The 16,570-nt window shown below is 70.1% G+C and carries 21 protein-coding genes and 1 pseudogene; 14 read left to right on the top strand and 8 right to left on the bottom strand.

The genetic code is table 11. From position 1 onward, the window contains the following. Positions 1-78: 78 nt before the first annotated feature. The 8 genes from ACIPJY_RS07155 to ACIPJY_RS07190 all read left to right on the top strand — a co-directional run bounded on the left by ACIPJY_RS07155 (position 79) and on the right by ACIPJY_RS07190 (position 7,468). The gene (locus ACIPJY_RS07155) at positions 79-1,017 is read left to right on the top strand and encodes a carbohydrate kinase family protein (RefSeq protein WP_400466042.1); all 939 of its coding nucleotides are present in this window, start codon (positions 79-81) and stop codon (positions 1,015-1,017) included. A gap of 48 nt (positions 1,018-1,065) precedes the next feature. Next, a complete protein-coding gene (locus tag ACIPJY_RS07160; protein WP_400466039.1) occupies positions 1,066-2,424 on the top strand; it encodes an extracellular solute-binding protein in 1,359 nt (452 codons plus the stop codon). Positions 2,425-2,437: 13 nt separating this feature from the next. Then, positions 2,438-3,394: a carbohydrate ABC transporter permease gene (locus tag ACIPJY_RS07165; RefSeq protein ID WP_400466036.1), complete on the top strand. Its 957-nt coding sequence runs from the start codon at positions 2,438-2,440 to the stop codon at positions 3,392-3,394. Further along, on the top strand, positions 3,391-4,215 hold the full coding sequence (locus ACIPJY_RS07170) for a carbohydrate ABC transporter permease (protein WP_400466034.1): 825 nt from the start codon (positions 3,391-3,393) through the stop codon (positions 4,213-4,215). Before ACIPJY_RS07165 ends, ACIPJY_RS07170 begins: the two co-directional genes overlap by 4 nt. 106 nt (positions 4,216-4,321) lie before the next feature. Then, positions 4,322-4,885, top strand: coding sequence for a TetR/AcrR family transcriptional regulator (locus ACIPJY_RS07175; protein ID WP_400468159.1), 564 nt, complete (start codon positions 4,322-4,324; stop codon positions 4,883-4,885). 80 nt (positions 4,886-4,965) lie between these two features. After that, positions 4,966-5,751 carry an SDR family NAD(P)-dependent oxidoreductase gene (locus ACIPJY_RS07180; RefSeq protein WP_400466028.1) on the top strand — a complete coding sequence of 262 codons (786 nt, stop codon included), beginning with the start codon at positions 4,966-4,968 and terminating at the stop codon, positions 5,749-5,751. A gap of 44 nt (positions 5,752-5,795) precedes the next feature. After that, positions 5,796-6,845 (top strand): 2,3-butanediol dehydrogenase, encoded by a 1,050-nt coding sequence (locus tag ACIPJY_RS07185; RefSeq protein WP_400466026.1) that lies wholly within the window; start codon positions 5,796-5,798, stop codon positions 6,843-6,845. 71 nt (positions 6,846-6,916) lie between these two features. After that, positions 6,917-7,468, top strand: a complete 552-nt coding sequence (locus ACIPJY_RS07190) for a GNAT family N-acetyltransferase (RefSeq protein WP_400466023.1) — start codon at positions 6,917-6,919, stop codon at positions 7,466-7,468. 64 nt (positions 7,469-7,532) lie between these two features. On the opposite strand, the pseudogene ACIPJY_RS07195 reads toward ACIPJY_RS07190, so the two are convergent. Then, positions 7,533-7,754, bottom strand: a pseudogene (locus ACIPJY_RS07195) (hypothetical protein); the annotation flags it as partial. Here ACIPJY_RS07195 and ACIPJY_RS07200 point away from each other — a divergent pair. After that, a complete protein-coding gene (locus tag ACIPJY_RS07200; RefSeq protein WP_400466020.1) occupies positions 7,653-8,324 on the top strand; it encodes a class I SAM-dependent methyltransferase in 672 nt (223 codons plus the stop codon). The pseudogene ACIPJY_RS07195 and the gene ACIPJY_RS07200 overlap by 102 nt on opposite strands. Before the next feature lie 278 nt (positions 8,325-8,602). On the opposite strand, the gene ACIPJY_RS07205 is transcribed toward ACIPJY_RS07200, so the two are convergent. Next, complete coding sequence (locus ACIPJY_RS07205; protein ID WP_400468161.1) at positions 8,603-9,196, bottom strand: hypothetical protein; 594 nt, start codon at positions 9,194-9,196, stop codon at positions 8,603-8,605. 142 nt (positions 9,197-9,338) lie between these two features. Between ACIPJY_RS07205 and ACIPJY_RS07210 the strand changes: the two genes are divergently transcribed. The 3 genes from ACIPJY_RS07210 (at position 9,339) to ACIPJY_RS07220 (ending at position 10,896) form a co-directional block, all read left to right on the top strand. Continuing rightward, the gene (locus ACIPJY_RS07210; protein ID WP_400466014.1) at positions 9,339-9,932 is read left to right on the top strand and encodes a hypothetical protein; all 594 of its coding nucleotides are present in this window, start codon (positions 9,339-9,341) and stop codon (positions 9,930-9,932) included. Between the two features lie 216 nt (positions 9,933-10,148). Next, a complete protein-coding gene (locus tag ACIPJY_RS07215; RefSeq protein ID WP_400466011.1) occupies positions 10,149-10,319 on the top strand; it encodes a hypothetical protein in 171 nt (56 codons plus the stop codon). Positions 10,320-10,545: 226 nt separating this feature from the next. Then, positions 10,546-10,896: a hypothetical protein gene (locus ACIPJY_RS07220; RefSeq protein WP_400466008.1), complete on the top strand. Its 351-nt coding sequence runs from the start codon at positions 10,546-10,548 to the stop codon at positions 10,894-10,896. A 27-nt stretch (positions 10,897-10,923) separates the two neighbouring features. On the opposite strand, the gene ACIPJY_RS07225 is transcribed toward ACIPJY_RS07220, so the two are convergent. From ACIPJY_RS07225 to ACIPJY_RS07245, 5 genes are all read right to left on the bottom strand, one after another. Then, a complete protein-coding gene (locus ACIPJY_RS07225) occupies positions 10,924-11,436 on the bottom strand; it encodes a hypothetical protein (protein WP_400466005.1) in 513 nt (170 codons plus the stop codon). Between the two features lie 76 nt (positions 11,437-11,512). Then, the gene (locus ACIPJY_RS07230) at positions 11,513-12,136 is read right to left on the bottom strand and encodes a hypothetical protein (RefSeq protein WP_123655215.1); all 624 of its coding nucleotides are present in this window, start codon (positions 12,134-12,136) and stop codon (positions 11,513-11,515) included. A 29-nt stretch (positions 12,137-12,165) separates the two neighbouring features. Beyond that, positions 12,166-12,672 (bottom strand): AAA family ATPase, encoded by a 507-nt coding sequence (locus tag ACIPJY_RS07235; protein ID WP_400466002.1) that lies wholly within the window; start codon positions 12,670-12,672, stop codon positions 12,166-12,168. Positions 12,673-12,754: 82 nt separating this feature from the next. Continuing rightward, the gene (locus ACIPJY_RS07240) at positions 12,755-12,997 is read right to left on the bottom strand and encodes a hypothetical protein (protein ID WP_400465999.1); all 243 of its coding nucleotides are present in this window, start codon (positions 12,995-12,997) and stop codon (positions 12,755-12,757) included. A 20-nt stretch (positions 12,998-13,017) separates the two neighbouring features. Then, positions 13,018-13,839, bottom strand: coding sequence for an N-acyl homoserine lactonase family protein (locus tag ACIPJY_RS07245; protein ID WP_400465996.1), 822 nt, complete (start codon positions 13,837-13,839; stop codon positions 13,018-13,020). A 75-nt stretch (positions 13,840-13,914) separates the two neighbouring features. On the opposite strand from ACIPJY_RS07245, the gene ACIPJY_RS07250 reads away from it, so the two are divergent. Continuing rightward, on the top strand, positions 13,915-14,565 hold the full coding sequence (locus ACIPJY_RS07250; RefSeq protein WP_400465994.1) for a cyclase family protein: 651 nt from the start codon (positions 13,915-13,917) through the stop codon (positions 14,563-14,565). After that, positions 14,562-15,257, top strand: coding sequence for an alpha/beta fold hydrolase (locus ACIPJY_RS07255; protein ID WP_400465991.1), 696 nt, complete (start codon positions 14,562-14,564; stop codon positions 15,255-15,257). Before ACIPJY_RS07250 ends, ACIPJY_RS07255 begins: the two co-directional genes overlap by 4 nt. 20 nt (positions 15,258-15,277) lie before the next feature. On the opposite strand, the gene ACIPJY_RS07260 is transcribed toward ACIPJY_RS07255, so the two are convergent. Beyond that, positions 15,278-16,555, bottom strand: coding sequence for an amidohydrolase family protein (locus ACIPJY_RS07260; RefSeq protein ID WP_400465988.1), 1,278 nt, complete (start codon positions 16,553-16,555; stop codon positions 15,278-15,280). Positions 16,556-16,570: the final 15 nt, after the last annotated feature.

Below are 16,570 nucleotides of genomic sequence, written 5' to 3' on the forward strand. Positions count from 1 at the left end.
GCTTGAGCATCACCAGCGGTACCGCCCCGGGAATGCGCAGACCTGCGCAGGGACGATCCGCAACGATGAGGAGACGCCGTGACCGCACTGCTGTTCGCCGGCGACGTGTTCTGCGACCTGGTCTTCTCCGGCGTCACCGCGCCGGAGCAGGGCACCGAGGTCTACGCGGATGCGTTCACCGTGACACCCGGTGGTGTCGCGAACCGCGCCGTGGCGGCCGCTCGTGCCGGTGCTCCGACCAAGCTGCTCAGCCGCCTCGGCGACGACGTGCTCGGGCAGCACGTGTACGCGACGCTCACCGCCGAACCGCTGCTCGACACGAGCATGCTCGAGGTCGTCCCCGGGCACCAGAGCTCGGTGTCGGTCGCACTCACGGGCCCGGACGACCGGAGCTTCATCACGTACGAGGAACACCTCGACGCCCTGACGATCCCGGACGGCCTCGGCCCGGTCGCCGCCACCCACGTCGGCATCGCGCACCCGCTGCCCGGCTGGGTCGCCCAGCTCCGCGCCAGCGGGACCACCGTCGTCGGCGGCGTCGGGTGGGACCACACCGGCGAGTGGTCGGGCGACGTGCTCGACCGCCTCGCCGAGGTCGACGTCTTCGTCCCGAACGACGTCGAGGCGATGCGGTACACGCGCACCGAGACCGCGCTCGACGCCGCGAAGGCCCTCGCCGAGCGGGTCCCGCTCGCCGTCGTCACCTGCGGTGGATCGGGCGTGGTCGCCGTCGACTCGGCGCACGGCGTCGTCGTCACGACGGACACCGTGCCGGTCGACGTCGTCGACCCCACCGGCGCCGGCGACGTGTTCGTCGCGTGCTTCATGGCCGGCGGCCACCACGGCTGGGACCTCGAGGCACGGTTGCGGTTCGCCGCCGCCAGCGCCGCGTACGCCGTCACCGGTCTCGGGGGCGCCGCGAGCGCGCCGCACCCCGACCAGCTCCGCGCCTTCCTCCGCCGCACCGCCGCCCCTGGCGACTGGTCGTTCCTCGACACGGCCGCCCGCAGCCACTGACTCCTCCTGTACCCCCTACCCGAAGCCCACTCGAAGGACTGGACCACCATGAAGCACTCCAGCAAGGCGACGATGGTCATCGGCGTCGCCGCAGCCCTCGCACTCGGTCTGACCGCGTGCACCCCGGGTGGCTCGGCCGCCCCCGCCGCGTCGCAGAGCCTCGGCCCGGTGTCGAAGGACGTCGGGTCCGGCAAGACGACCCTGACCGTCTGGGACCAGAACACCGACACCGGCATCAACGACGCGCAGCAGGTGCTCAACGACGAGTTCGAGAAGGCGCACCCGAACATCACCATCAAGCGGGTGTCCCGGTCCTTCGCCGACCTCAAGACCACGCTGAAGCTCGCGCTCTCCGGCGACAACCCGCCGGACGTCGTGCAGGCGAACCAGGGCTACCCGGACATGGGCGCCTTCGTGAAGGCCGGCTTCCTGCGCCCCGTGAACGACTACTCGAAGCTCTACGGGTGGGACGACTACTACCCGTCGAGCCTGCTCAAGCTCAACTCGTTCTCCTCCGACGGGTCCACGTGGCAGGGCGACGAGCTGTACGGCGTCTCGCAGACCGGCGAGCTCGTGGGTCTCTACTACAACAAGGAAGTCCTGCAGAAGGCCGGCATCGACGCTCCGCCGACCACCGTCGCCGAACTGACGGCGGACATGGCGAAGGTGAAGTCCGCCGGGTCGCTGCCGCTCAGCTACGGCGACGTCGAGAAGAGCCCGGGCATCCACCTGTACGGGCTGGTGCTCTCCGCGCTGGCCGGTCACGACGCCGTGAACGACCTGGTCGCCGGCAAGTCCGGCAGCTGGACCGGCAGCGACGAGGTCAAGGCCGCGCAGACCATCACGAACTGGGTCGACAAGGGCTACGTCACCGACGGCGCGAACGGCGTCTCGCGTGACGACGCCGTCGCCGCGTTCGGCAAGGGCCAGTCCGCGTTCCTCATCACGGGCACCTGGTACCAGGCCACCCTCGAGGCCGCGGCGAGCGCGAAGGACATCGGCTTCACCGCGCTGACCCCGGCCGGCGCGGACTCCCCCGTGACGATGGGTGGCGAGGGCCTGGCGTGGGCGATCACCTCGAAGACGAAGAACGCGAACGCCGCTGCGGCGTACGTCGACTTCGTGACGAACGCCAAGGCCGCGGAGACGCTCGTGGACAAGGGCAACCTGCCGACCGTGGTGCCGGACGACGACACCCCCGCGTCGGGCACGATCGCCGGGGACATCACGAGCAACTACAAGACGATCTCCAGCGCGAACAGCATCACCCCGTACCTGGACTACGCGACGCCGACGTTCTACGACACCATCACGGCGGCGATGCAGGACCTGGTCGCGGGCAAGGCGACCCCGGAGCAGTACACGAAGACGCTCCAGGACGACTACTCCGGCTTCGTGAAGAAGTAGCGGGGGCTCCCCAGTGACCCAGTTCACCGGAACCACGGCGGGTGCTGCCGACCGCAGCGCCCGCCGTGGGCGGGCCCGTGCGACGACCGGCGGCGTCCGGAAGCGGCGCCGCAGTCTCGTCGCCTACCTCTACATCCTGCCGGCGTTCGTCGTGTTCGCCGTGTTCCTCGGGGTGCCGTTCCTGCAGAGCATCCAGTACTCGTTCTACGACTGGGACGGGCTGTCCGCGGCGACGTGGGCGGGGTTCTCGAACTACCTCGACGTGTTCACGGACACGCAGCTGCGGGCGTCGTTCGGGCACGCACTCGTGCTCATGGTGTTCTACGCCGCCGTGCCGGTCGTCGTGGCGCTGTTCCTGACGGCCCTCATCTCGCGGGCGAACGGGCTGCGCGGGATGTCGTTCTTCCGCACGGTGCTGTTCCTGCCCCAGGTCATCGCGTCGGTCGTCGTCGCCACGATCTGGGTGTCGATCTACTCCGCCGACGGGCTCCTCAACGACGCGCTCCGGCTGGTCGGCCTCGGGCAGCTCGCGCAGGTCTGGCTCGGCGGGTACGACACCGCGCTGCCCGCGATCGGGTTCGTCGGCACCTGGCTGAACGTCGGGCTGTGCCTGGTGCTGTTCCTGTCCGGGGTCGGGAACATCCACCCGAGCCTGTTCGAGGCCGCCCGCATCGACGGCGCGGGGGCGGTGCGCGAGTTCTTCTCGATCACGCTCCCGTCGCTCCGCGGGCAGATCGCCGCCGCACTCACCCTGACCGTGGTGTCGGCGCTGAAGACCTTCGACCTGGTCTACGTGACGACCAGCGGCGGACCGGGCAACTCCACCTCGGTGCCCGCGTTCGAGGCGTACAACCGGGCGTTCCAGACCGGGCAGGTCGGATCGGCGGCCACCGTCGCGGTGTCCCTCACCGTCGTGATCATGATCGTCACGGCGCTCATCAACCGCCTGCAGCCGAAGGACGTCGCATGAGGATCTCCGTCCGCGAGAAGACCGTCAACTACGTCATCCTGACGCTCTTCGCCCTGTTCGCGATCATCCCGCTGATCGGGGTCCTGCTGTCGTCGGTCACCCCGTCGGCGCAGAACTCCGGCGGCTTCAGCGTCCCGACCACGATCGACCTCGGCAACTTCGGCGCCGCGTGGAACCAGGGGCACTTCGCGTCCTACATGCTGTCGAGCGTCCTGGTCACCGTGTCGGTCGTCGTGCTGACCACCGTGCTCGCCGTCTTCGCCGGGTTCGCGTTCGCCCGCCTGGACTTCTTCGGCTCGAACGTGATCTTCTTCGTGATGCTCGCCGGGCTGATGCTCCCGGCCGAGGCGTTCATCATCCCGCTGTACTTCAACCTGCGATCGGTCGGCCTGACCGACACCTACACGAGCCTGGTCCTGCCGCAGACCGCGCAGTCCCTGGCCTTCGGCATCTTCTGGATGCGCAGCCAGTTCCGCTCCTTCCCCGGCGAGGTGATCGAGGCCGCCCGGCTCGACGGCGCCCGCGACGTGCGGCTGCTCTGGCAGGTGATCGTGCCGGCGGCCATCGCGCCGATCATGACGATGGCGCTCCTCATCACGATGTGGACGTGGAACGAGTTCCTGCTGCCCCTGGTCCTCATCACCAGCGAGGACCACCGCACCGCACCCCTCGGCCTGGCGTTCTTCAAGGGCGCGCACCTGACCGACTACTCGCTGCTGTCCGCCGCGGGGGTGATCGTCGCCCTGCCGATCGTGGTCCTGTACTTCTTCCTGCAGAAGCGGTTCATCTCGGGGATGCTCGGCGGGTTCGCCGACCGCTGACGGTCGCCTCCGGCAGGCGGCGAGCGCGATCGCCTGGTGCGCCGTGACGGACGGGAGGCTCGTGGCGGCGCCGCCACGAGCCTCCCGTCCGCCCTAGGCTGCTGGGGTGGATCCGCGGTACGCACGATCACAGCGCGCGTTGCGCGACGCAGCGCTCACCCTGGCAGCGGCTGCGCCGCTGCAGTCCATCTCGGTCTCCGAGGTGTGCCGCGCGGCGGGCATCACCCGCGACACCTTCTACCGGCACGCCCCGTCCCCCGTCGAACTCGTCGCGGTCACCCTCGGCGAGGAACTCGCCGAGGCGATCGGACGGCACGATCCGCTGTCCGGGCTCGAGGCGTTCCGGGCAGCCGAGCGGTCGCTCCTGCAGCACGTCGCCGACCACGTCGTGGTGTACCGGAACGCGATGGGCCCGCAGTTGCTCGCACCGCTCCGGGCGAACCTCGAGCGGACGATCCACGCGACGCTCCGCACGCACCTCGACCAGCACCCGCAGAGCGTGCCGGCCGGCGTCGACGCGACGGACGAGGACGCCCTCGACATCGTCGCCTCGTACGCGGCAGCGGGCACCGTCGGCGCCGTCGAGCGGTGGATCCACACCGAGCCACTCGACGTCGACCGCGGGGTCGCCGTGATCATCGCGGCGTCGCCGGAGTTCTGGTTCGCCTGATGCGGTGACTATCTGACACCTGCAAGACAAAGGCGTACGGTGGTGAGGTGCTCATCGAGGAGCACCGAAGGGAACCCACCATGCAGATCACCCCAGGCCGTTTCGACGGCACCGTCGCCCTCGTCACCGGAGGCGTGTCCGGCATCGGCGCGTCCGTGACCACCCGCCTCCTGGCCGAAGGCGCGACCGTCGTGGCCGTCGACGTCGCCGAGGCCACCATCGCGTCGTTCCGCGGCGAGCACCAGGACGCCGGAGACCGTCTCGACACCCGTGTGCTCGACGTCACCGACGCCGATGCCGTGAACCGCACCATCGCCGAGGTCGTCGAGGCCCACGGGAAGCTCGACCTCCTGGTCGCGAACGCCGGCGTCGGTGCCGCCGGTGCCGTCGCCGACGTCGACGACGCCACGTGGCGCTTCGTGCTGGGCGTCGACCTCGACGGCGTGTTCCACGTCGCCCGCGCGGCGCTCCCCCACCTCGTCGCCTCGAAGGGGTCGATCGTGAACACCGCGTCGATCTCCGTCATGCGCGGCGACAGCGCGATGGCCGCGTACAACGCCGCGAAGGGCGCGGTGATCAACCTCACCCGCAGCATGGCCGTCGACTACGGCCACCAGGGCGTCCGCGTCAACGCCGTCGCGCCGGGCCCGGTCGCCACCCCGCTGCTCCGCCCGATCCTCGACGCCAACGCCGTCGTCCGCGACACCTACGCCGAGCGGATCCCCCTCGGCCGGGTCGGCGAGCCCGACGAGATCGCCGCCGCGATCCTCTTCCTCGCCTCCGCCGACGCCGCCTACGTCAGCGGCGTGACCCTGCCCGTCGACGGCGGACTCACCGCGTGGACCGCCCAGCCGGCCCTGTACTGACCGGCCCCGACCTGACCGCCTACGCCCCGAAAGGCACCAGCACCATGCGCGCAGCCGTGTTCCACGCCCAGGAAGACCTCCGGATCGAAGAGGTCGACGAACCCACGCCGGGCCCCGGCGAGGTGAAGATCCGCAACGCCTACGCCGGCATCTGCGGGTCGGACCTGCACATCTACTTCGCTCCCGGTTCGGCCGGGATCGACCTCGAGCACCCGCACCCCGTCACCGGCTCGACCCTGCCGCAGATCCTCGGTCACGAGTTCTCCGGCACCGTCGTCGAGCTCGGCCCGGACGTCACCGAGGTGTCGGTCGGCGACCGCGTCGCCGTCTGGCCCATCTACGCGTGCGGCACATGTGCCGCGTGCCGCCGCGGCGCACCGAACGCCTGCCGGACCATCGGGTTCCACGGCATCACCGCGCACGGCGGCGGGATGAGCGAGTTCACCACCGTGCCGGCGTCGAAGCTCCACGTGCTCCCCGAGAACGTCGACCTGCGGCTCGGTGCGCTGGTCGAACCGATGGCCGTCGCGTGGCACGCCGTCACCAGGAGCGGCATCGAGGCCGGCCAGCGCGCCCTGGTCGTCGGAGCCGGACCGATCGGCATCGGCGTCTGGTTCGCGCTCCGCGCCCGCGGCGTCGAGACCGTCGTCGTGTCCGAGCCGAGCGAGGTCCGGCGCCGGGCCATCCAGGGCATCGGCGCCGAGCACGTGATCGACCCGATGTCCGAGGACCTGTCCGCGGTCGTCGCCCGGGTCACCGACGGGGACGGCGTCGACGCGGTGTTCGACGCCGCCGGGGTCGGCTCCGCGCTCGCCTCGGGGCTGGAGCAGCTCGCACCGCACGGCACCGCGGTCGTCGTCGCGATCCACGAGCGGGCGATGGACTTCGACCCCACCGCGCTCGTGATGCCGGAGGCCTCGATCACCGGCACCCTGGCCTACCTGCAGGAGGACTTCGACGCGGTGATCGCCGCCATGGCCGAGGGCCGGTACGACACCACGGGATGGGTGGACGACGTGCCGCTCGACCGGGTCGAGGAGACGATCCAGGCGCTGCGGGCGGGGAAGGGGATGAAGGCGCTCGTGGTGGCGTGACGCACGGGTGCCGCCTCGCGTGGTGCACCGGTGCAGCCGATCGGCCACCGAGTCAGCTCTAGGATCACTGGATGCAGCTCGAGCGGCCGTCCGAACGGCTCTTCAGATCGTTCCAGCAGTCCATGCTCGAGTGGGAGGGCGAGCACCAGGACGGTGCCGGTATCCGGGACGCAGCCCTGTTGGCGACCGAAGGCGGATTCGCTCGATGGGTGATGCAGCTCCGCGCCGAGGAGGACGTTCCTGCGGGAGAGGGGTTCGTCACCTGCAGCTACTACTGGATGGTCGAGGACGACGAGTACCTGGGAAGCATCGCGCTCCGTCACGAGTTGAACGACTTCCTCCGCCGTTACGGCGGCCACATCGGCTACAGCGTCCGCCCGAGTGCCCGACGCCGAGGACTCGCCACTCGCGCGCTCCGCGGCGTCCTCCCCATCGCTCACCATCGTGGTCTGGCTGAAGTGCTGGTCACCTGCGACGCGCAGAACGTCGGCTCCCGGCGTGTGATCGAGGGCAGTGGCGGTCGGTTCGAGAAGGAGGTGACCGACGCCGCCGGGCGAGTGTTCCAGCGTTTCTGGATCTCGACGAGCGCTGAGCCTCCCGAGCCGTCGGGCACCACCGGGTGAACGGCGTCAAGCGGAACCGGTACCCCGCAGGATCCAGCATCACGACCCACCTCGCGTTGGGCTGATCGGGTGCCGTGTCCGCGCCGCAGTGCTCTGCCTGCCGTTCGAGTCCATCGAGGTCGTCACCAGCGCATGCCAGATCGTGAGCGGGCTCCTCGGTCTCGGTCGCGGATACGCTGCGCCCATGAACAAGACGGGGATGCGGCTGCTTTCGAAGTTGGGGCGGTTCAGCGATGGGCATCCCTGGTCCCACAACGACGCGTACGCGCCGTTCGTGCTCTGGCATGCACGGCGGGTGGGTAGAGCGGCCACGGTTCTTGACGTTGGGTGCGGAACCGGCTCGCTCATCAGGCGACTCGCGCAGTGTGGGGGAGCAGTCGTCGGCCTCGAACCAGACGCCCGGTCCGCGGCGCTGGCTCGTGTGAACGTGAACGGCCTCCGGAACGTCACCGTTCGAGAAGAACCCTTCGACCTCACAGTCCAGGAAGACCCGTGCTATGACCTCGTGACCTTCGTGGCGTCGCTCCACCATCTTCCGCTTGCGCCGGCCCTCGAAGCGGCACGCTCGTTGCTACGGCCAGGCGGAAGACTCGTCATCGTCGGCCTCGCCCGCGAGACGCCGAAAGACCTTCCCTGCTCACTCGCCTCGGTTCTCTTGAATGCCGGCATCGGCGTGGTCCTTCACCCTCACCGCGCGGTGGTGCCGCCGGAGAACATGACGGCGCCGACGACGATGCCGTCGCTCACGTTCGAAGAGATCCACGCGGTCGCGAGTCGAGTGCTTCCAGGGTTCAGGATGCGGCGCTCACTGTTCTGGCGATATCGAGCGGTGTGGACAGCTCCGCCTGTCCGGTAGCGGATCGGTGCTTTCAACGGGTCGTCGCAACTGTTGAACGATGTTCGGTCAGGCTACAAGCGGCACCTCCGATGGCGGAGACGCCGGCGATGGATGGAAAACCGAGCTCACTGCGCCCCTCAGTGTCCTGATTGCAAGAGACCCCGACGCAGATCCACCAACGTCCTTTGCCTCCGACGCCGAAGTCGGTTGGAAGGCTGCCGAGCAGCCGCCGTAGCTGGCGAATTCTCCGGCGGATTTCGCGCCGAGCGCGGCGCCCCCGTACTGCGCGGGCTTGGTCAGTGGGTCGTGCCGAGCGCAGCTTCAATCCGACCGATCGTCCGGCGCATCGCGTACTCGTCCTGCGCCGGCTGGTCGTCGGCCACCCACAAGTGGACCGCTCCGGGCCCCGATGTTCTGGGTGCGAGGTGGACCACGATCCCCCATCTGTACGCGACGCCGCGCGGCGTGGGCTCGCTGAACACATCGAAGCCGAGCACCTCCGAACGGAGGGCGATCGGTGTCCGCTGCCCGTCGTTCCGGGTCGGCCAGCTCGTGATCCCCGTCCGGTCGAAACCGAGGTCGCACGGGAACCAGACCCGCAGCCTCGGGCTCCAAGCCGAGAGGTCGGCGGCCGTCGCTTCTGTCGCATGCGCGGTGACGAACGCGGTGCCGGGATGGGTCTCGGACTTCTGCCGAAGGCGCGCCCGCCGGCGGTGGTTGACCTCGGTGGTGACGCAGGCAACGCCGAAGCCGAATGTGATGAGAATGCCGAGACGAAGCTCGGTCGACAAAGCCCGTCCTCCGTCGGTGCCGATCAGGACCGCGAGGACGATCGTCGCGACACCGAAGACGACGGTGATGGCGGCGAGGAGGATCGTCGACGGGCGCACGGCTCGACAATGCCAGAACCCGACGCGCCGTGGAATGCTCACACGGTCACAGCGAGCACTGCGTCAGCAGACTGCGAACCGTCCGGACCCGATCAGCAACTCATCTCCGCTTCGTTCACTCACGCTCGGGTCGGGTGGGCCCATGGAGTGCAAAGCCAATCGCTCCCGCGACCGCGAGGAGCAATCCCGTCGCAGCGATGACCAGCCCCGCCGCCACGAGCCCGAGGTAGTCCGCACCGAGGACAGCTCCGAGAAGCGCCATGACGAGCCCGGCAGCCAACGCTCCGGCGCCGATCGCAAGGCCGAGTACGCGAGGCGGGAGGCGGGACAGCATGCTTGCATCCAACTCCCCAGCATCGGCGTCCGATCATCGATCGACAACGGGACAACGTGCTTGGGTGAACACGTGACAACAGCCGTGAGGGGTTCCACGCTCGTCGACGTGGCGCTGCGGGATGTGCCCAGCGTCGTGAGGGCTGCCGTGGCGCGGATTCCGCGCGCATCCGTCTCCGAGCTCGACGACGGGGGGGCGACAATCACGCAACGCTCGGGCGTCTTGATTCCTCGCGTCGAGGTCATCTCGCTCGCGTTCCGCCAGACACCGCATGGGGACTCTGAGGTCGTGATCGTCAGGGCTCGGCGGGGTGGCCTGTCCGCGCCCGACCCGGTTCTGTCGGAGTTCGAGCAGTCCCTTTTGAGTTCGATTCGCGCGGCGGCGAAGGAGGCCTCGCCGTGAGCTTGTCCGTCCTCCGGTCGCAGAACGGTCACAGCCGCTTGCGGCGGTCTCGGTAGAACCCAGGGCGACGACAACCGGCAACATCAGCAGAGCCCACAACCAACCATTTGCACCTGCTGCAGACTCGCGCGAAGGCTGTGCAGGCTGCCGGATCGAGCGTCTGTCCGAAAGCCGATCGGCTATTGGGACGGCGCTCATCCTGATTGACTCGCCCCCATGTCTGCTCAAAGTCTTGTCGTGATTGGTGTCGTCGTGATCGCGTTCGCGCTGCTTGTATGGATCATCAACCCGACGATTCACGGAGCGAGCTTCGTAGTGCTGGTCGTCGCGCTCGTCGCCGGGCTTGCGTCCGTCGCGCTGGGGATCGCGCGACGCTCACGAGGTTGACCCTCGTCGACGGCCTAACCCGATTCACCAGGGGATCGTCTGGTGCGACTCGTCAGCTCCGCTTCGGTTCGGCTGGGCTGGGCCGATCAGCGATGTAGCGCGATCGTTGCTGAGCGGCGCCCCCAACAGTGGGGAACGACGAAACGGGGGCGTCGACTCCATGCTGTGAGCAGGGTCGTGTGACTCACGTGACGGACAGCAGCTGCCTCGACGGACGGACTGAATAATGATGGACGACCACGGCGCCACCTCGCAGAGCACAGTTCCTCCGGCGCGCAATCGTGCCGGCTGGCATCTCCTGTGGACGGTTCCCGTCGCGATTGCCACGAACGCCGTACTCGCCTTCATCGCCTGGCTCGCCAACTGGGGCAACTCTGCCGGTGCCTCCGCCGATGAAGGGCTGGAGGGGTACTTGCTCAGCCAGCCCTGGATCTGGTTGACCCTCATCGGGCTCATCACGTTCGTGGCCCTGGCGGCCCCTTCCTGGAGCCGAAGCGTAGTGCTCCGTATGGCGATAGCCGTGGCGGTCGCGCTGACGGCCACGACCGCCGCGGCGCTCTTCATTTTGCGGCAGTAGCGGTTCAAGCGCCCGATAGCCGATCCGCTACCGGACGCCGGGCGCGGCTCCCGCCCAAGCGTCACGTATCCGGTCGACCTGCTCTTCCACGGTCATGCCCGTGACGTCGATGACCAGGTCCACCGCGGGAGGAGTGGCGGTGATCCGGTGCAGCAGCTCGAACTCCTCGTCCGTGATGTACATCGGGCGGGTGGTCGCTCGTGCGCGAGCTTCGTCGAGGCCGATCGCCAGGTGCACGATGAAGCACTCCGGCAACTGCGCGCGGTACACGGGCAGGACCTCCGCGGTCACCACATCGGATGCTGTGACGGTGAACCCGTCCGCCAGCAGATTCCGCGCAAGTGCCGCCGTGTTGCGGGCAGCCAGCTCGTGTTGCGCCTGACCTTCCGGACCAGACCACGGCGTCGCGGCTCCACTGACGACGAGCTGACGGATGTCGTCGCCGTCGAGGTACGCGGCTCGCTCCTGGCTGACCGCGAGAGCCCGAGCGCAGGTCGTCTTCCCGACAGCCGGGCCTCCAGAGAGGATCAGTGGTCGCATGGTCGGGGATCCTTCCGTCGTCGCCCGAGCTCCCGAGACGGTGGTGCGCATCGGGACCCGTCGGCGTCAGACAGTCTCAGCCGTCCTCGCGTCGATCGCGAGGAACTCGCGAGATCGCTGCACGCACTCGGTTCCACTGACGTCGCCCGATCCAGCTGACGACCGCGATGAAGACGCCGACCCCGAGGAAGCCGAGCAGGAGGATCCCGGATGTGAGGTTTGCGCCGACGAGGGCGACTCCGAACCCGATGAGCGTCGGCCAGGTGTTCCTCGCCGATGCTCGCTGTCGACGAGTCAGGAGGTCGACGAGTTCCACCGACTGCGGAGTGGGCGCGGTCCTCCCGCGCATCTGCGAGCGGAGGGCGCGCCGTTGATCGCGATCGAGAAGTGCCGCGGGAGTTTGCTCGCCGCTGGCGAGGAGCGGTTCCAAGCCGTCGTGCCGACGTGCCCACAGCCAGCCGAGCAGAGCGACGGTGCACCCGGCACCGCTGACGATCGCCTGCCACGGCGACGGCTCGAGTGCCGCCAGGGACGTGCCGAGAGCGAAGAAGAGGATGCTCAGCCCGGCCAGGCCGGCCTGGACCGACGCGCCGACGACGATCGGTCCTCGTTCGACGAGCACCCTGGCGAGCTGCGTGGCAGCAGCCCAGTTCCCGGCGCCGTGTTCCTCACGGAGGAGAGGTTCTCTCGGATCGCTCACGCGTCGAGCGTACGACGGCGCACGACTGATCAGCCCAGACCGCCACGGTGTCGGCTGTACTCGTCGACTGCGGCGAGTTCGTCATCTCGGACTGGTTCGAACACGTCCCATGCGGCGCGGAGCTCGGCCTCGCTGATGGGGGCGGTGTCGGCGGCAGCCGCGGTGTTGCGCTGCTCGATCCTGGCCCAGAGCGTGTCGAGGTCGGTGTCGAAGACGTGCAGGCTGATCCTCGCCCCGGTCGAGCGGGCGTCCGCGAACTTCGATGCCCGTTCGTGCGCCATCCAGAGACCGTCTTCGAGGATCACGTCGACGCCTGCTCGCAGGAGGACGAGCGCATGCCGGTAGAGCAGCGCTTGGAGGCGCTCGTGGAACGCACCGTCGGCGTGCGGGATGCCGACGGCCGCTTGCCACTCGTCGGTCGCCAGCCGCACGCCCACGCCTGCCGCTTCGAGGCGACGGGCCAGCGTGGACTTCCCCGATCCCGGCAGGCCACAGAACAGGGTCAGGGTCGGCACCCGTCCGGCGGCAGCGTCCATCCGGCCAAACTCCCACGGCGCGGGCCGAGGCGGCAAGTACGGCTCCGCGGATCCATGGGTCGCGCGCGCTGCCGCGATCGACTCAGTGGCCCCGCCTCGCTTGCCACCGGTTGACCAGGAAGACGATCACACCGATCAGGACGAGACCGGTACCGATCAGCAACTGCTGTGGACCGTCGTGTCGGGTGACGCCGAACGCTCCCCTGAGCGTCACGACGAGGCCGACCACGACAGCGACCCAGGGGAGGACGTCACGGAGCGGGTTGAACCGCAGCCTCCGGAATCGACGCGGAACGTCGTCCGCTTCCTTCTCGTCGTGGCTCACGGGACCAGCATGCCCCCGGGTCAGCTCGACGAGCCGCGGACCCACGGCCCCCACGCAGGATCGTGACCCGGCCAGACCTCGACGCCGGGCAGCCCCGCCAGATCGGCCAGCCGGTCGACGGACCGCTGGGCGTCGGGTTCGTCGCCGCCGACGCCGACCCACCCGCACGGCGTCCGCTCGGTCAGGTTCCGTTCGAGGTCGGCCGCGTCGCACGCCAGCACCACCGAACGGTCCGGCAGGTCGACCCGGACCGACTGGTGACCCGGGGTGTGCCCGCGGGTGTCGAGCACGCTGAGACCCGGCGCGAGGTCCGTGTCCCCGTCGACCAGCAGCACGCGGACGTCGGCGGCGAGCACGTCGTCGACCACGACGGTCTCCCGCCGCCCGATCCCGCTCCGCAACCACGTCCACTCGCGGCGCTGCAGCACGACGGGCGTCCCCGGAGCGACGAGGCGGAGGCCACCGGTGTGGTCGAGGTGCACGTGCGAGATCACGCACGCCGCGAGCGCGTCCCATCCGAGCCCAGCGGCGGCGACGCCCTCGGCCAGGGCGTCACCCGGTGGCACGACGGCGGTGTAGCTCTCGTGGTCGTAGTGCGCCGCACGCTGCTCGGGGTCCCGGACACGGTCCAGGTCGAACCCGCCGTCGACGAGCACCCAGCCCTCGTCGAACACCACGGCGACGGCCGTCACCGGTTCGAGGAGGAACCGGGCGGGGTCGCCCCCGCGCAGGGAGATCGACTCGGGGATGGGCTCCCACCCGAGCACGAGCGGGACGAGCCGACGCGGGTGACCCACGAGCGCGAGCTCGTCCGGCACCAGGTCGCGGACCGATCGGACCATGCTTGCTCCTCGACTCGTATTGGATACAATTTGTTTGAAACCGAATCCATTGTGCCGCAGTTCCCGGAGGGACCCATGACCGACGCGATCGACATCAACATCCCGATCCACACCGAGATGCTGCACTGGGGCCGTCGGCCGACCTTCGAGATGGTCGAGGAGATCGCGGACGGGTACCCCTCGGACGTCTCCCGGTGGTTGATCGGCGCCCACACCGGCACGCACGTCGACGCCCCGTCGCACTTCGTCCCCGGAGCGGCGACGGTCGACGAGATCGCGCTGGACAGCGTGGTCGGTCCGGTCCGCGTCCTCGACCTCCGCCACGTCGCCGAGGAGATCACGGCCGAGGACCTGGCCGACGCCGGAGCCGCCGGTGCCGAGCGCGTGCTCTTCCGCACCCGGAACTCGACCGACGCGCTGACGCGGAACGTGCGCTCCGACACGTGGGTCGGCCTCGGACCGAGCGGCGCCGCGTGGCTCGTCGAGCACGGGGTGCGGTTCGCGGGCATCGACTACATGACGATGGAGGCCCCCGCCCACACCGAGGCGTGGCCCACGCACGTCGCGCTCTGCGATGCGGGTGTCGTGATCCTGGAGAACGCCGACCTGTCCGCTGTCGAACCGGGCGACTACCTGATGGTGTGCCAGCCGGTGCCGTTCGCCGGACGCGAGGCCGCGCCCGCCCCGACCGTCCTGCTCCCCCTCGTCGCGGCGGTCGACCTGTGAGCGCCCCGGCGGTGCACGTCGTCCTGGTCCACGGCGCCGGAGGGTCGCCGTCGGCCTGGTCCTCCGTCGCACCCCTCCTGCGGGCTCGGGGGATCGCCTACACGCTCGCCGACAACCCCATGACGTCGCTGCGGGACGACGAGGCGTCGGTGCGCGCACTGGTGGACGCGGTCGACGGTCCGGTGCTGCTCGTCGGGCACTCGTACGGCGGCGCGGTCATCACGAACGCCGGCACGCACGAGCGCGTCGTCGGCCTGGTCTACGTCGCGGCCTTCGCCCCGGACGCCGGCGAGTCCGTCTCCGCGATCGTCGAACGCCGCGAACCCGCCCTCGTGTCGCGGTACACGCACCGCGGCCCGGACGGCGAGTGGATCACCCGCGACGACGAGGAGTCCCGGGCCGCGCTCGCGTGGGACGTCCCGGAGGACGTCCTGCGCGCCGCGCGGTACGAGCACCGCGTGACCGCGGACGCCGCGTTCCAGCAGCCGACGGGCGAGCCCGCGTGGGCGACGCGGCCGAGCTGGTACCTGGTCGCGCAGAGCGACCGCCACCTGCTGCCGGAGATCCAGCGCGACTTCGTCGCACGCATGGGCGCCGACACCGAGGAGGTCGACACCAGCCACGCGGTGGCCCACGCCGCCCCGGAACGGGTCGTCGCGGTCATCGAGCGCGCGATCGCCGCGGTCGCCTGAGCGACCGGCGGTGACCACGGTCAGGAGGCCGTGGTCACCAGGCCGTCGAGGTCCTTGACCACGCGTCCGGACTGCAGGACCGCGCGCACGCTGGCAGCGTCGGCGAGCGCGCCGACGTCGACCAGCGGGTCGACGCCCGAGACGACCACGTCGCCGACCTTGCCGGGCTCGACGGAGCCGAGCCGGTCCTCCAGTCCGAGGAGCCGCGCCCCCTGGAGGGTGCCGGCCGTGACGGCGGCGAGCGGTGACAGACCGACCTGCACCAGTCGTGCGAGCTCCGCCAGGTTGCGGCCGTGCGGATGCACGCCGGCGTCCGTGCCGAGTGCCACGGGGACCCCGGCGGCGACGGCGCGGCGGACGCTGTCGAGTCCGCGCTCGTGCAGGGCGGCGCGGTGGCGCAGACGCGCTTCGGAGGCCGTGGCCGGGTCGAGCTCGCGGAGCAGCGTGCTGAGCGTGGGGACGAGCGCGGTCCCGCGCTCGACCATGAGGGCGATGGTGTCGTCGCTGAGGTCGTACCCGTGCTCGATGCTCGACGCGCCACCGAGCACGGCCGCTCGTGCGGCTGCGTCGGTCAGGGCGTGCGCGGTGACGGGGCGACCACCGCGTTCGCCGACGAGGCGGACGACCAGGCGGACCTGTTCCTCGGTGATCCCGACGTCGTCCGGGTCGTCCGTGGGCGACCCGACACCGCCGGATGTCGAGACCTTGATCGCGTCGGCGCCCGTGCGGAGCAGGGTGCGGACGGTGCGGACGACGTCCTCGTCGGTGTCGACGACGCCGGGCTCGGGCATCCCCGAGCGCACCGCCCACGCCGGGAGCGAGCCGTTCGGCCGGACGGGGTCGGCGTGCCCGCCGGTGGGCGAGAGCATCGCGATCGCCAGGTGCAGGCGCGGGCCGACCACCGTGCCGCGGGCGACGGCGTTCCGGTACCCGGGGGTCAGGCCGTCGAGGTCCCGTGCGGTGGTGACACCGGCGTGCAGCGTTGAGCGGAGCACCTCGGCGACCTCGAGCACGTCCTCCTCGGGGAACCGTGCCCGCTGTTCCTCCGGGGTGGTCGGCACCATGCTGAGGTGCACGTGCGTGTCGATGAAGCCGGGCAGCAGCCAGGTGCCGGTGAGGTCGGCGACCGGGACGCCTGGTGCCGGGGCGCGTCGTGGGCCGGCGTACGTGACGACGCCGTCGTGCAGCTCGACCTCGGCGTCGGCGCGCGGCGGTGCGCCGGTGCCGTCGACGAGGGTCGCGCCGACCAGTCGGAGCACACCGGGGGCGTGCGGGGTCGTCGGGAGTCGTGCCGCCACTGTCGCGACCTTCCG

The organism is Curtobacterium sp. NPDC090223 (genome assembly GCF_044746585.1).
In the GTDB taxonomy this organism is placed as follows: domain Bacteria; phylum Actinomycetota; class Actinomycetes; order Actinomycetales; family Microbacteriaceae; genus Curtobacterium.